12 protein-coding genes and 1 pseudogene are annotated in these 13,383 nt (G+C 59.4%); 10 read left to right on the top strand and 3 right to left on the bottom strand.

What is annotated here, in order from left to right; all coding sequences use genetic code 11:
* Positions 1 to 6: 6 nt before the first annotated feature.
* Positions 7 to 1,155 (top strand): acetylornithine deacetylase, encoded by a 1,149-nt coding sequence (gene argE / locus BFW87_RS09885; protein WP_078739668.1) that lies wholly within the window; start codon positions 7 to 9, stop codon positions 1,153 to 1,155.
* 135 nt (positions 1,156 to 1,290) lie between these two features.
* Positions 1,291 to 2,589 (top strand): amino-acid N-acetyltransferase, encoded by a 1,299-nt coding sequence (gene argA, locus BFW87_RS09880; RefSeq protein ID WP_078739667.1) that lies wholly within the window; start codon positions 1,291 to 1,293, stop codon positions 2,587 to 2,589.
* A 149-nt stretch (positions 2,590 to 2,738) separates the two neighbouring features.
* Here argA and BFW87_RS09875 read toward each other — a convergent pair.
* Positions 2,739 to 3,188, bottom strand: a pseudogene (locus BFW87_RS09875) (hypothetical protein); the annotation flags it as partial.
* A 369-nt stretch (positions 3,189 to 3,557) separates the two neighbouring features.
* Here BFW87_RS09875 and BFW87_RS09870 point away from each other — a divergent pair.
* The 8 genes from BFW87_RS09870 (at position 3,558) to BFW87_RS09835 (ending at position 10,819) form a co-directional block, all read left to right on the top strand.
* A complete protein-coding gene (locus tag BFW87_RS09870; protein ID WP_078739666.1) occupies positions 3,558 to 4,916 on the top strand; it encodes an OprD family porin in 1,359 nt (452 codons plus the stop codon).
* Between the two features lie 272 nt (positions 4,917 to 5,188).
* Entirely contained in the window at positions 5,189 to 5,827 is a 639-nt protein-coding gene (locus BFW87_RS09865; protein WP_003195267.1) for a peroxiredoxin, read from the top strand.
* Positions 5,828 to 6,142: 315 nt separating this feature from the next.
* A complete protein-coding gene (ssuE, locus tag BFW87_RS09860) occupies positions 6,143 to 6,736 on the top strand; it encodes an NADPH-dependent FMN reductase (protein ID WP_078739665.1) in 594 nt (197 codons plus the stop codon).
* Between the two features lie 95 nt (positions 6,737 to 6,831).
* Positions 6,832 to 7,800: a sulfonate ABC transporter substrate-binding protein gene (locus BFW87_RS09855; RefSeq protein ID WP_078739664.1), complete on the top strand. Its 969-nt coding sequence runs from the start codon at positions 6,832 to 6,834 to the stop codon at positions 7,798 to 7,800.
* 25 nt (positions 7,801 to 7,825) lie between these two features.
* On the top strand, positions 7,826 to 8,974 hold the full coding sequence (gene ssuD, locus BFW87_RS09850) for an FMNH2-dependent alkanesulfonate monooxygenase (RefSeq protein ID WP_078739663.1): 1,149 nt from the start codon (positions 7,826 to 7,828) through the stop codon (positions 8,972 to 8,974).
* A gap of 9 nt (positions 8,975 to 8,983) precedes the next feature.
* Positions 8,984 to 9,772, top strand: coding sequence for an aliphatic sulfonate ABC transporter permease SsuC (gene ssuC / locus BFW87_RS09845; RefSeq protein WP_078739662.1), 789 nt, complete (start codon positions 8,984 to 8,986; stop codon positions 9,770 to 9,772).
* Entirely contained in the window at positions 9,769 to 10,575 is an 807-nt protein-coding gene (ssuB, locus tag BFW87_RS09840) for an aliphatic sulfonates ABC transporter ATP-binding protein (RefSeq protein WP_017139537.1), read from the top strand. The genes ssuC and ssuB overlap by 4 nt, the downstream gene beginning before the upstream one ends.
* Positions 10,576 to 10,603: 28 nt before the next feature.
* Entirely contained in the window at positions 10,604 to 10,819 is a 216-nt protein-coding gene (locus tag BFW87_RS09835; RefSeq protein ID WP_003213899.1) for a TOBE domain-containing protein, read from the top strand.
* A gap of 56 nt (positions 10,820 to 10,875) precedes the next feature.
* Here BFW87_RS09835 and BFW87_RS09830 read toward each other — a convergent pair whose 3' ends face one another.
* Together BFW87_RS09830 and BFW87_RS09820 are read right to left on the bottom strand one after the other, a co-directional pair.
* Positions 10,876 to 11,535 (bottom strand): TetR/AcrR family transcriptional regulator, encoded by a 660-nt coding sequence (locus tag BFW87_RS09830; protein ID WP_078739661.1) that lies wholly within the window; start codon positions 11,533 to 11,535, stop codon positions 10,876 to 10,878.
* 210 nt (positions 11,536 to 11,745) lie between these two features.
* Entirely contained in the window at positions 11,746 to 13,122 is a 1,377-nt protein-coding gene (locus BFW87_RS09820) for a glutamine synthetase family protein (protein WP_003213894.1), read from the bottom strand.
* Positions 13,123 to 13,383 lie beyond the last annotated feature (261 nt).

Below are 13,383 nucleotides of genomic sequence, written 5' to 3'. Positions count from 1 at the left end.
CCGCGCATGCCGTTACCGTCCATGAAAGAGCAGTTCGCCGCATTGATTGCCGCGCCTTCGGTCAGTTGCACCCAAGCGTCTCTCGACCAGACCAACCGCCCGGTGATCGATTTGCTTGCCAGTTGGCTGGGCGATTTGGGTTTCGCCATCGACATCCAGCAAGTCAGCCCCGGCAAATTCAACCTGCTGGCGACTTTCGGCAGCGGCCCCGGTGGCCTGGTGCTGGCGGGGCATAGCGATACCGTTCCGTATGACGCCGCGTTGTGGAAGACCGATCCGCTCAAGTTGACGGAAGTCGACGGCCGCTGGGTAGGCCTGGGCAGCTGCGATATGAAGGGCTTTTTCGCCTTGGCGATTGAAGCCGTGTTGCCGTTGCTGGACCAACCGTTCAAGCAGCCGCTGTTGATCCTTGCCACGTGCGATGAAGAAAGCTCGATGTCCGGCGCCCGCGCGCTGGCTGAGGCCGGGCGCCCGTTGGGCCGCGCGGCAGTCATCGGCGAGCCGACCGGCCTCAAGCCGATCCGCCTGCACAAAGGCGTGATGATGGAGCGCATCGACATCCTCGGCCAAAGTGGCCATTCGTCGGATCCAAGCCTGGGCCACAGCGCCCTTGAAGCCATGCATGACGCCATTGGTGAGCTGCGTGGCCTGCGGCTGGCCTGGCAGCGCGAGTACCGCAACCCGCAATTCAGTGTGCCGCAACCGACCATGAATTTCGGCTGCATCCATGGCGGTGATAACCCCAACCGTATCTGCGGCCAGTGTTCCCTGGAATTCGACCTGCGGCCGCTGCCGGGCATGGACCCTCAGGTACTGCGCGACGCCATCCGGCAGAAGCTCGAGCCCTTGGCCGAGCGCCATAAAGTGAAGATTGATTACGCGCCGTTGTTCCCCGAAGTGCCGCCGTTCGAGCAAGCCGAAGACGCCGAGCTGGTGCGGGTTGCGGAACGATTGACCGGTCATCGCGCCGAAGCAGTAGCGTTCGGCACCGAAGCGCCTTATCTTCAGCGCCTCGGTTGCGAAACCCTGGTATTGGGCCCCGGCGATATCGCCTGCGCTCACCAGCCGGGTGAGTACCTTGAAATGTCACGCTTGACGCCTACAGTGCGTCTATTGCGTGAACTGATCGGGCATTACTGCCTGAAGCCCGCGTAAATTAACCCCTGCCCATTCGTACATAGAAGGAGAGCGAGCGTGTCGCCAAGCCTGTTCCGACGATAACCATCAGCCCGTTGTGCGCTTTCACGATTCATCCTTTTTCGGCTGCTTTTTATTACAGGCCCAGGTGTTATGCCCGAATACGTTAATTGGCTTCGTCACGCTTCGCCCTACATCAATGCTCACCGGGACTGCACCTTTGTAGTCATGCTGCCCGGCGACGGTGTGGAACATCCGAACTTCGGCAATATCGTCCACGACCTGGTGCTGCTGCACAGCCTGGGTGTGCGGCTGGTGCTGGTTCACGGCTCACGCCCACAGATCGAAACCCGTCTTGAAGCACGCGGCCTGACCCCGGCTTACCACGAAGGCCTGCGCATCACCGATGCCGCGACGCTGGAGTGTGTGATCGACGCGGTCGGCCACTTGCGTATCGCCATTGAGGCGCGCCTGTCGATGGACATGGCGTCCTCGCCCATGCAGGGCTCGCGCCTGCGCGTGGCCAGCGGCAACCTGGTGACGGCGCGGCCGATCGGCGTGCTCGAAGGCGTGGACTATCACCACACCGGCGAAGTGCGCCGCGTCGACCGCAAGGGCATCAACCGCCTGCTGGACGAGCGCTCTATCGTGCTGTTGTCGCCCCTGGGCTACTCGCCCACCGGTGAAATCTTCAACCTGGCCTGCGAAGACGTGGCCACCCGCGCCGCCATTGACCTGGGCGCCGACAAGTTGCTGTTGTTTGGCGCCGACCTGGGCCTGATCGACGAGCATGGCCGTCTGGTGCGTGAATTGGGTCCACAGCAAGTACCGGCGCACCTCCTGCGCCTGGGCAGCAATTACCAGGCGGAACTGCTCGATGCCGCTGCCGAGGCTTGCCGTGGCGGGGTAGGGCGTAGCCATATTGTGAGTTACGCCGAGGACGGCGCCTTGCTCACCGAGCTGTTTACCCGGGACGGCGGCGGTACGCTGGTGGCTCAGGAGCAATTCGAGCTGGTGCGCGAAGCAGCAATTGAAGACGTCGGCGGTTTGCTCGACCTGATCAGCCCGCTGGAAGAGCAGGGCATTCTGGTGCGGCGTTCGCGGGAAGTGCTGGAGCGTGAGATTGAGCAGTTCAGCGTGGTCGAGCGCGAAGGCATGATCATCGCCTGTGCGGCGCTGTATCAGATCGCCGATTCCGATGCCGGTGAGCTGGCGTGCCTGGCGGTGAACCCGGAGTACCGCCACGGCGGTCGCGGTGATGAGTTGCTGGAGCGCATCGAGACCCGCGCGCGCGCGCAGGGGTTGAAGACGTTGTTTGTACTCACCACCCGAACCGCTCACTGGTTCCGTGAGCGGGGGTTTGTGCCGAGTACGGTGGATCGCCTGCCGTCGGCGCGGGCGTCGCTGTACAACTATCAGCGTAATTCGAAGATTTTCGAGAAGGCTCTCTGACCCAAGCGCAACGCTGGCTTGTGTGGGAGCTGGCTTGCCTGCGATTGCATCACCTCGGTTTCACTGGAAGACCGAGTTGTCAGCATCGCAGGCAAGCCAGCTCCCACAGTTGGTTGCATTTATTGGCAGATGAACGTGTCTGTGACGAGCGCCGAGTAACCTGTCAATTTGGCGATTTTTTGAGCCTGCTCTGAATCCTTGTAAACCTGTCCACTACGTCAAGATATTTTCCCGCCAAATCCTTGCGTGCCACCCACGTTTCAAACGTCGGAGCGCCCACCCGCTCAATTGGGTCGTGTCTTTCAGGGTTTTATCGGTCTTGCGAATTTCGCCCGGCTGCCGCTTCACCACGTTGACCTGTTGGGTGTCCGGCCTCCAATGCTTCAGGGCATCGAGCAGGCTGTAATGAGAGATTGGGACGAAGGGCATTGCCCGCCAGACTCAGCGGTAAGTCTTCAGAAGCGCTGATCTGTGCCGATACGAAAGGGGCTAATACCGGTTTGGTAGCCGCCGGTGAAATTGGCCGCTTGGACACCAAAAGAAATTATTAGTGACACAAAAACTGTAACAAATTGACGGGAGGATGTGCGTTTGGCCATGATGGCGTCGCCTTTTTGATCGTCGGTGACGTATGCAACAGTACGGCCACGCTAATCGATCTAAAAAAAGGCAGATAAATACCGTTCAGGCATTAGCTAATGGAGCAGTTGGTCTACGCTGCCGGCTCGCTTTATGAAAAGTCTTATGCCTGAATCGTATGAAAAAGAATGAAAACATTCTTTTTGGGTGTATGAAAAACTCATTACCCTGCAGGGACCAAATCAACTGCGGTTAGACGAAGGTAGTAGACATACAAAGTTACGATTGACTTGGTAGTCACTATCCGGCGCTAATCGCGCATCTGTGGATCCAGGGCGTCAGACCCGGGACCTAAGAAATACAAAAATTAGAAATGAGAGGAGCGGTACATGAAGAAGTCAACATTGGCGTTGGCTGTAGCTTTGGCTGCGGTTGCCCAACAGGCGAACTCCGCCGGTTTCATCGATGACAGCAAGGTTACGCTGGGGTTGCGTAACTTCTACATCAACACCGACAACCGCGATGGCCAGCCATCCGGCACGTCCAACACCCGCAACAAGAACGCTGAATGGGGCCAGGGTTTCGACCTGCGCTTCATCTCCGGCTTCACCCAAGGGACTGTTGGCTTCGGTCTTGATGCAATCGGCCTGTACGGCGTGCGCCTGGATTCCAGCCGTGCCGAACACGGTAACTACACTGGCACTGCTTCGGGCGGTACCGTGTTCCCAAGCGATGGCAACAAAGCCGTCAACGATTTTGCCAGCCTGGGTGTGACCGGTAAGGTCAAAATCTCCCAGACCGTGCTGAAAATCGGCACCCTGCAGCCAAACAACCCGGTCATCAAGACCAACGACGGTCGTCTGCTGCCACAAACCTTCCAGGGCGGCGAGATCTCTTCCAACGAGATCAAAGACTTGACCCTGACCGCTGGTCAGATCGAGCACGCCAAAGGCCGTAACTCCAGCAACAACGAAGGCCTGTCGCTGGCTGGCGCCAACGGTAGCTCGAACTACGACGCAGGCAACTTCGTCAACAAGTTCTACTACGCCGGTGCTGACTACAAAATCACCAAAGATCTGACCGCTTCGTACTACTTCGGCGAGCTGAAGGACTTCTACGCGCAGAACTTCCTGGGCCTGGTCCACAACTGGGCTATCGGTCCTGGCGTGCTGAAAAGTGACCTGCGCTACTACCGCAGCCGTGACAACGGTGCCAACGGTAACGAAGCGGGCTACTACACCACCGGTTACTACTCGGATCACCCGACCAACGCCACCAAGGTTAAAGGCAAGGTCGACAACGATCTGTACAGCTACCTGGCGTTGTACTCGGTTGCCGGTCACACCTTCGGTGCTGGCTACCAGTACACCAAGGGCGACAGCGACTTCCCTTGGTTGAACCAGGGTGACGGTTCGTCCAACAGCACCACCACCGACATGCAGATCCAGAAGTTCGCCCGCGCTGGCGAGCGTACCTGGCAAGCACGTTATGCCTATGACTTCGCCAAAGTCGGCGTACCTGGCCTGACCGCTGGTGTTGTTTACCTCAAAGGCAGCAACATCGACACCGTCGTCGGTGAAAAAACCGAGTGGGAACGCGACCTGACTCTGGCTTACGTTGTTCCGGAAGGCCCGCTGAAAAACCTCGGCGTAGCCTGGAAAAACGCTATGTGGCGTACCGACCTGGTGAACACCCGTTCCCAGGACGAAAACCGCGTAATCGTCAGCTACAGCTACGCGTTCAAGTAACTGCGTAAAGCCTTGCCCGGCGCAATGCCGGGCAAGGTATGTTGCTTCAAGTCGGGCTCAACCCCCGCAAGCCCTTCCTGAATCCCCTCTTTGTACAGCGTCTCAAGGCCTTCTCGAACCTTGGAATCAATGGTGCTCCTCGCCCGTTGCGGCGTCCAATGAACAGATTTTTAATATTCTTTTATCGTCTAAATAAATCGATATTTATTCTTTTTAAATAATCTCCAACCCATGCACAGTGGGCTCCATAAGCACCCATCAGGAGCCACACCATGAGCCTAAGACTGGGCGACATCGCCCCCGACTTCGAGCAGGATTCCAGCGCCGGCAAAATTCGTTTCCACGAATGGCTGGGCGATAGCTGGGGCGTGCTGTTTTCCCATCCGGCTGACTTCACCCCGGTGTGCACCACGGAGCTGGGCTTCACCGCCAAGCTCAAGGATGAATTCGCCAAACGCGGCGTCAAAGCCATTGCCCTGTCGGTCGACCCGGTGGACTCGCACCACAAGTGGATCGAAGACATCAACGAAACCCAGAATACCGTCGTCAACTTTCCGATCCTGGCCGATGCCGATCGCAAAGTGTCGGACCTTTACGACCTGATCCACCCGAACGCCAGTGACACCCTCACCGTGCGTTCCTTGTTCGTGATCGACCCGAACAAGAAGATTCGCCTGACCATTACCTACCCGGCCAGCACCGGCCGCAACTTCCACGAAATCCTGCGGGTCATTGATTCGCTGCAGCTGACCGACAACCACAAGGTCGCCACCCCCGCCAACTGGCAGGATGGCGATGAAGTGGTGATCGTGCCGTCGCTCAAGGACGAGGAAGAGATCAAGAAGCGCTTTCCGAAGGGGTATCGTGCGGTGAAGCCGTACCTGCGACTGACCCCACAACCTAACCGTTAAGGCTCAGACCGCCATCGCGGGCAAGCCCGGCTCCCACAGTTGACCGCATTCCCCTGTGGGAGCCGGGCTTGCCCGCGATGGCGCCGGTACATGCACCACACATTCTGGATTGAAACCGAATCACATAGCAGGGGTTTTCAGGCCGTTTCGACGGCCTTTTTTTTCGCCCGCAGATTAATAAAGCTCATATTCAATTTAAGAATAAACAAATGAAAAAATGAGATTTATAGATATATAAATCTGCTGCTAAGGTCTCTCCATCTTGGCGACATCGCCACACAGCGAACCGCCGACACTTGCTCAAGGAATACCCGCATGCTGGTCGTAACACTTGGAGGCAGCCCCAGCCAGCGTTCGCGCTCCGGGGTCTTGCTGGATAAAACCCGTCAGTGGCTGCAGGACAAAGGCGTGGAAGTGGTGAGTTATCAGATACGGGACTTCCCGGCCGAAGACTTGCTGCATGCGCGCTTCGACAGCCCCAAGGTCATCGACCTGCTGCAACAAGTGGCCAACGCCGACGGCTTGGTCATCGCCACGCCGGTGTACAAAGCCTCGTTTTCCGGCGCGCTGAAAACCGTGCTCGACTTGCTGCCCGAACGCGCCCTGGCCCACAAGATCGTCTTGCCGATGGCCACCGGCGGCAGCATCGCCCACATGCTGGCGGTGGACTACGCCTTGAAGCCAGTGTTGTCAGCGCTCAAAGCCCAGGAATTGCTCCACGGCATTTTTGCCGAAGACAGCCAGATCGCATACGGCGAAGGCAGCGCCCAGGCGCAACTGGTGCCGGTGCTCGAACACCGCTTGCACGAGGCCCTGGAGACCTTCTACAGCGCCATGGCCCGTCGCCCCAAACCGCTTGACCCCCATGTGTTGAATGAACGTTTGTTGAGTGCTCGCTGGAGCATCTGAGCCTCACCGATTTAAAGATCTACTCACCTTACTCAGCCGCCAACGGCCAAGCAGGTGCAGCCAACCCCCTCATCGCACTATTTGGAGAGAGCGCCATGCGCACTGTCATCTTGCGTCGTGGTCTGGTCGCACTGTTTGCTGCGGCTGTGTCCTTCGGCGCCATTGTTCAAGCCCAGGCCGCTGAAACCCTGCGGATCGGTTATCAGAAATACGGCACGCTGGTGCTGCTCAAGGCCAAGGGCTCGCTGGAAAAGCGCCTGGCCGCTCAGGGCGTGCAAGTGCAATGGACTGAATTCCCCGGCGGCCCGCAATTGCTCGAAGGCCTGAACGTCGGCTCGATCGATTTTGGCGTGACGGGCGAAACCCCGCCGGTCTTCGCCCAGGCCGCCGGCGCCGACTTGCTGTATGTGGCCTACGAGCCGCCAGCGCCGACCAGTGAAGCGATCCTGGTGCCGAAAGATTCGCCGATCAAATCCGTGGCCGAGCTCAAGGGCAAAAAAGTCGTGCTGAACAAAGGCTCCAACGTGCACTACCTGCTGGTGCGTGCGCTGGAAGATGCCGGCCTGAAATACACCGACGTGCAGACCGTGTTCCTGCCGCCCGCCGACGCGCGTGCCGCCTTCGAGCGCGGCAGCGTGGACGCCTGGGTGATCTGGGACCCGTATCAGGCCGCCGCCGAGAAACAACTGCAAGCGCGCACCCTGCGTGACGGTACCGGCATTGCCGACAACCACCAGTTCTACCTGGCCACCAAACCCTACGCCGAACAGCACCCTGAAGTGATCAAGGCGCTGGTGGAAGAAGTGCGCGCGGTGGGCGAATGGTCCAAGGCCAACCCGCAGGAGGTGACTGAGCAAGTCGCGCCGCTGCTCGGCCTGCCGGCTGACATCACCCTGACCTCGGTGAAACGCCAAGGCTACGGCGCGCTGTTCCTGACCCCGGAAGTGGTCGCCGCCCAACAGAAAATCGCTGACAGCTTTTACCAACTCAAATTGATCCCCAAGCCCTTGAACATCAAGGACGTGATCTGGACGCCACCCGCCGCCGTTGCCAAAGCGCCGTAATCCGACTTCTTCAGGAGACAACTCCATGAGCCTCAATATTTTCTGGTTTCTGCCTACCCACGGCGACGGCCATTACCTTGGCACCGCCGAAGGCGCTCGCGCCGTCGACCACGGTTATTTGCAGCAAGTCGCGCAGGCGGCTGACCGCCTGGGTTTTGGCGGCGTGCTGATCCCCACCGGTCGCTCCTGCGAAGATTCGTGGTTGGTGGCCGCCTCGCTGATCCCGGTGACCCAGCGGCTGAAATTCCTTGTCGCATTGCGCCCCGGGATCATTTCCCCGACGGTGGCGGCGCGTCAGGCCGCGACCCTCGACCGTTTGTCGGGTGGCCGCGCGCTGTTCAACCTGGTCACCGGCGGTGACCCGGAAGAATTAGCCGGCGATGGCTTGTTCCTCACCCACGAGGAGCGTTATCAGGCCTCCGTGGAATTCACCCGCATCTGGCGCCGTGTGCTGGAGGGCGAAACCGTCGATTACGACGGCCAGCACATCAGCGTCAAAGGCGCCAAATTGCTCTACCCGCCCATTCAACAACCGCGCCCGCCGCTGTACTTCGGCGGTTCTTCCGAAGCGGCCCAGGACTTGGCAGCCGAACAGGTGGAAATGGTGCTGACCTGGGGCGAGCCACCGGCCGCCGTTGCCGAGAAAATCGCACAGGTGCGCGCCAAGGCGGCAAAACTTGGGCGCACCGTGCGCTTCGGTATCCGCCTGCATGTGATCGTGCGTGAAACCAATGCCGAAGCCTGGCAAGCCGCCGACAAACTGATCTCCCATGTGGACGATGAAACCATCGCCCGCGCCCAGGCCTCGCTGTCGCGCTTTGACTCGGTGGGCCAGCAGCGTATGGCCGCCTTGCACGGCGGTAGTCGCGACAACCTGGAAGTCAGCCCCAACCTGTGGGCCGGCGTCGGCCTGGTGCGTGGCGGGGCCGGTACCGCGCTGGTGGGCGATGGCCCAACGGTTGCGGCGCGGGTCAATGAGTACGCGGCGCTGGGCATCGACACCTTTATCTTCTCCGGTTATCCACACCTGGAAGAGTCGTACCGGGTCGCCGAACTGCTGTTCCCACACCTGGATATCGAACGTCCCGAGCTGCCCAAAGGCGCCGGTTACGTCAGCCCGTTCGGCGAAATGGTCGCCAACGACATCCTTCCCAAAGCTGCGTCACAGAGCTGAGGCGCTGCCATGAATTTTGAAAAACTGAGCCATCGCGTGGCGCCCTGGGTGCTGCCGATTCTATTGCTGGCGGTGTGGCAGTTGTCGGTGTCGGCAGGCTGGTTGTCGACGCGCATTTTGCCGGCGCCGAGCGCCGTGATCGAAGCCGGGGTTAACCTGGTGCGCACCGGCGAGATCTGGACGCACCTGGCCATCAGCGGCTGGCGTGCCGGGCTGGGCTTTGCGATCGGTGGCAGCATCGGCCTGATTCTAGGCTTTATTACTGGCCTGTCGAAGTGGGGCGAACGCCTGCTGGACAGCTCGGTGCAGATGATCCGCAACGTGCCGCACCTCGCGCTGATTCCGCTGGTGATCCTGTGGTTCGGCATCGACGAAACCGCGAAGATTTTTCTGGTCGCCCTCGGCACGCTGTTCCCGATTTACCTGAACACCTACCACGGCATCCGCAACGTCGACCCGGCGCTGGTGGAAATGTCGCGCAGCTACGGCTTGTCCGGTTTCAGCCTGTTCCGTCAGGTGATCCTGCCGGGCGCGCTGCCGTCGATTCTGGTGGGCGTGCGCTTTGCGCTGGGCTTTATGTGGCTGACGCTGATCGTGGCGGAAACCATCTCGGCCAGCTCCGGTATCGGTTACCTGGCGATGAATGCCCGTGAATTTCTGCAAACCGACGTGGTGGTGCTCGCCATCGTGATGTACGCGATCCTCGGCAAGCTCGCCGACCTTGCTGCGCGTGGCCTTGAGCGTGTGTGGCTGCGCTGGCACCCGGCTTACCAAGTGAATAAAGGAGGTGCGGCATGACCGCTCAACAACCTCCGCGCCTGCTTAAAGGCATTCCGCTGGCGGTGCGCAAGTTGCGCAAGGCCTTTGGTGCGAGGGAAGTGCTCAAAGAGATTGACCTGCATATTCCGGCGGGCCAGTTCGTCGCCGTGGTCGGTCGCAGTGGTTGCGGCAAAAGTACTTTGCTGCGCCTGCTCGCCGGTTTGGACAAAGCCAGCGGCGGCGAGCTGCTGGCGGGCTCTGCGCCGCTGAGCGAGGCGATTGAAGACACGCGGTTGATGTTCCAGGAAGCGCGTTTGCTGCCGTGGAAAAAGATCATCGACAACGTAGGCCTGGGCCTCAAAGGCAACTGGCGTCCAAAAGCGCTGGAAGCTCTGGAAGCGGTCGGCCTGGCCGAGCGCGCCAATGAGTGGCCAGCGGCCTTGTCCGGTGGCCAGAAGCAACGCGTGGCCCTGGCGCGTGCGTTGATTCACCAGCCACGCCTGCTGCTGCTCGACGAGCCGCTGGGCGCGCTGGATGCGCTGACCCGCATCGAGATGCAGCAACTGATCGAAAACCTCTGGCAGAAGCACGGCTTCACCGTGTTGCTGGTGACCCATGACGTCAGCGAAGCCGTAGCGATTGCCGACCGGGTGATTCTGATCGAAGACGGCGAAATCGGCCTGGACCTGATCGTCGACCTGCCGCGCCCACGCGCCCGCGGCTCACATCGCCTGGCTGCGCTGGAAGCTGAAGTGCTCAACCGTGTGCTGTCGTTGCCCGGCTCGCCGCCGGAACCTGAACCTGTTTCACCGCTGCCTACGCAATTGCGTTGGGCTCAATAACTCACTTGTCCCCTGAAGGAAGAAGACCATGACTATTAAAGCCATCAACGTGCGTAACCAGTTCAAAGGCACCATCAAGGAAATCGTCGAAGGCGACGTGCTGTCGGAAATCGACGTGCAGACGGCGTCCGGCATTGTGACTTCGGTGATTACTACCCGCTCGGTGAAAGAGTTGGAGTTGGTGATTGGCAGCGAAGTGATTGCGTTCGTTAAGTCCACCGAGGTGTCGATCGCCAAGTTGTGATCTCAGGACCGCCATCGCAGGCAAGCCAGCTCCCACCTTTTGATATGTGAACACAGTCAATGTGGGAGCTGGCTTGCCTGCGATGAGGCCCGTTTGGGCAAATACGCCGGCAGATAAAGCCCCACATACGCATCAAACACCCGCATGCCCTCATCGGCCATGCGCGCTGTGATCTGCCCGTGCTGGTGTATCGAACGTGCGTACACGCGGTCACTCAATTCCAGCGCCAACGCAAACACATCCACATCACTGGGCAACGTCGGCACTTCAAAGTGACGGCTGAACACCGCCAACATCAAATCCCCCAATTCCAGATCATGCTGACGATCCGCCTGGGTCACTTCGGTCAATCCATGCTGCGCCAAGATCAACTGCCGCGCGGCGGCGTCGTGTTCGTAGATAGCGAGCATGCGCTGTTCGACGATGCAGGACAGGTCGCGCCAGTGCTTGAGTGATTCATGCTCGATAGGGGCCTGAATCGCCGCGCGGAATGCTGCGTGCACATCCGCGGTCAATGCCTCCAGCAGCGCCGGCACGCTGGCGAAAAAGTGATACACCGACGACGGTGGAATCTGCGCACGTTCCGCCACGCTGTAGATCGACAAACTCGCCACGCCTTCGGCCGCCAGCAAGGTGCGGGCAGCATCGAGGATCGCGTCGATCCGGGCCTGGCTGCGGGCGCGGGGTTTGCGAGGGGCGGCGGGGCGGGTGGTCATGGAAGTCTCCTACAAGGCAGCGGGCATTGTACGCGACCTGATGATCGTTCCCACGCTCTGCGTGGGAACGCCTTACTGGACGCTCCGCGTCCGCTCTTGGGACGCAGAGCGTCCCTGGCTGCATTCCCACGCGGAGCGTGGGAACGAGATCGCAGTGCAAAAAAATGCCGCAGGCCATAAGCCTGCGGCATCTTTTAAAGCAGCAACCGCTTACACGGTATGCAGGTACCAGTTGTACTCAAGGTCGGAGATGGAGTGTTCAAACTCTTCCAGCTCACTTTCCTTACAGGCAACGAAGATATCGATGTATTTAGGATCGATGTACTTGGCCATCACCTCGCTGTCGTCCAACTCGCGCAATGCATCGCGCAGGTTGTTCGGCAGGCTTTGTTCGTTCTGCTCGTAGCTATTGCCTTCCACCGGTGCGCCAGGCTCGATCTTGTTGGTCAGGCCGTGATGCACGCCTGCCAATACCGAAGCCATCAGCAGGTAAGGGTTGGCGTCGGCGCCGGCCACACGGTGTTCGATACGTACGGCGTCGGACGAGCCGGTCGGTACGCGAATCGCCACGGTGCGGTTGTCCAGGCCCCAGCACGGCGAGTTCGGCACGTAGAACTGTGCGCCGAAACGACGGTAGGAGTTGACGTTAGGGCACAGGAACGCCATTTGGGCGGGCAGGGTCTCGAGCACACCGCCGATCGCGTGACGCAATGCGGCGTTCTGCTCGGGATCCTCGCTGGCAAAGATGTTCTTGCCGTCTTTGTCCAGGATCGAAATGTGTACGTGCAAACCGTTGCCTGCCTGGCCCGGGTAAGGCTTGGCCATGAAGGTGGTGTCCATCTCATGGTCGTAGGCGATGTTCTTGATCAGGCGCTTGAGCAGTACCGCGTAGTCGCAGGCCTTGATCGGGTCGGCGACGTGGTGCAGGTTCACTTCGAACTGCGCCGGGGCACTTTCCTTGACGATGGCGTCGGCGGGGATGCCTTGCTCTTTTGCACCTTCCAGAATGTCCTGGAGGCAGTCGACGTATTCGTCGAGGTCGTCGATCAGGTAGACCTGTGTCGAGTGCGGGCGTTTGCCGGAGATCGGCGAGCGGGGCGGTTGTGGGCGGCCGTTCACGTTCTCCTGGTCGATCAGGTAGAACTCCAGCTCGAAGGCGGCGCAGATGGTCAGACCGAGGTCGTCAAATTTGCTTACAACTTGGCGGAGGACTTCGCGAGGATCGGCGAAGAAAGGTTCACCTTCCAGTTCGTGCATGGTCATCAGCAGCTGCGCGGTTGGGCGCTTTTGCCAGGGTTCATTGCACAGGGTGTCGGGGATTGGATAACAGATTCGGTCAGCATCACCGATGTCCAGACCCAGGCCGGTGCTTTCCACCGTCGAGCCGTTGATATCCAGGGCAAATAAAGAGGCAGGCAGGTTAATGCCCTTCTCGTAAACCTTGTGGAGGCTGGTGCGTTCGATGCGCTTACCGCGCACCACACCATTCATATCCGCAATTAGAAGGTCTACGTACAGAACCTCAGGATGATCCTTAAGGAACGCGTTCGCTTCGTTAAGCTGAACGGCACGCGGGGGTACCGACATGATGCAACACCTTTGTTGTTAAAAATATCAATCATTGATCTTTTCTGGTTTCAGTCAACCCGAACGGCTTGCCGAAGTCAAGCGAGGCCTTTTTTGCCCTAAAAAAGCACCTTGAGGCCTTTTTTGGGGCTTTTTGGGGCATTTTTTTGGGTTTGAAGGGCTTGGGACTAGCAGGCTTGAGCGGGCCGTGTTGTATTTTTTACGGGGGTGTTGTGTAAAAAAATGAACAAGGCTAAGCTCGATTCAAACCCATAACAGCAA

This window comes from Pseudomonas fluorescens, from assembly GCF_002022275.1.
Taxonomy (GTDB): Bacteria; Pseudomonadota; Gammaproteobacteria; order Pseudomonadales; family Pseudomonadaceae; genus Aquipseudomonas; species Aquipseudomonas fluorescens_AJ.
The sequence above is the reverse complement of the archived record's forward strand: the minus strand, read 5'-3'. Positions and strand labels throughout refer to the sequence as shown.

Coding starts and splice junctions, on each gene's coding strand:
- ssuD (WP_078739663.1), top strand. CDS start 7,826: ATGAGCCTCAATATTTTCTGGTTTCTGCCTACCCACGGCGACGGCCAT.
- ssuC (WP_078739662.1), top strand. CDS start 8,984: ATGAATTTTGAAAAACTGAGCCATCGCGTGGCGCCCTGGGTGCTGCCG.
- BFW87_RS09870 (WP_078739666.1), top strand. CDS start 3,558: ATGAAGAAGTCAACATTGGCGTTGGCTGTAGCTTTGGCTGCGGTTGCC.
- ssuB (WP_017139537.1), top strand. CDS start 9,769: ATGACCGCTCAACAACCTCCGCGCCTGCTTAAAGGCATTCCGCTGGCG.
- BFW87_RS09855 (WP_078739664.1), top strand. CDS start 6,832: ATGCGCACTGTCATCTTGCGTCGTGGTCTGGTCGCACTGTTTGCTGCG.
- BFW87_RS09865 (WP_003195267.1), top strand. CDS start 5,189: ATGAGCCTAAGACTGGGCGACATCGCCCCCGACTTCGAGCAGGATTCC.
- ssuE (WP_078739665.1), top strand. CDS start 6,143: ATGCTGGTCGTAACACTTGGAGGCAGCCCCAGCCAGCGTTCGCGCTCC.
- BFW87_RS09835 (WP_003213899.1), top strand. CDS start 10,604: ATGACTATTAAAGCCATCAACGTGCGTAACCAGTTCAAAGGCACCATC.
- argA (WP_078739667.1), top strand. CDS start 1,291: ATGCCCGAATACGTTAATTGGCTTCGTCACGCTTCGCCCTACATCAAT.
- argE (WP_078739668.1), top strand. CDS start 7: ATGCCGTTACCGTCCATGAAAGAGCAGTTCGCCGCATTGATTGCCGCG.
- BFW87_RS09820 (WP_003213894.1), bottom strand. CDS start 13,122: ATGTCGGTACCCCCGCGTGCCGTTCAGCTTAACGAAGCGAACGCGTTC.
- BFW87_RS09830 (WP_078739661.1), bottom strand. CDS start 11,535: ATGACCACCCGCCCCGCCGCCCCTCGCAAACCCCGCGCCCGCAGCCAG.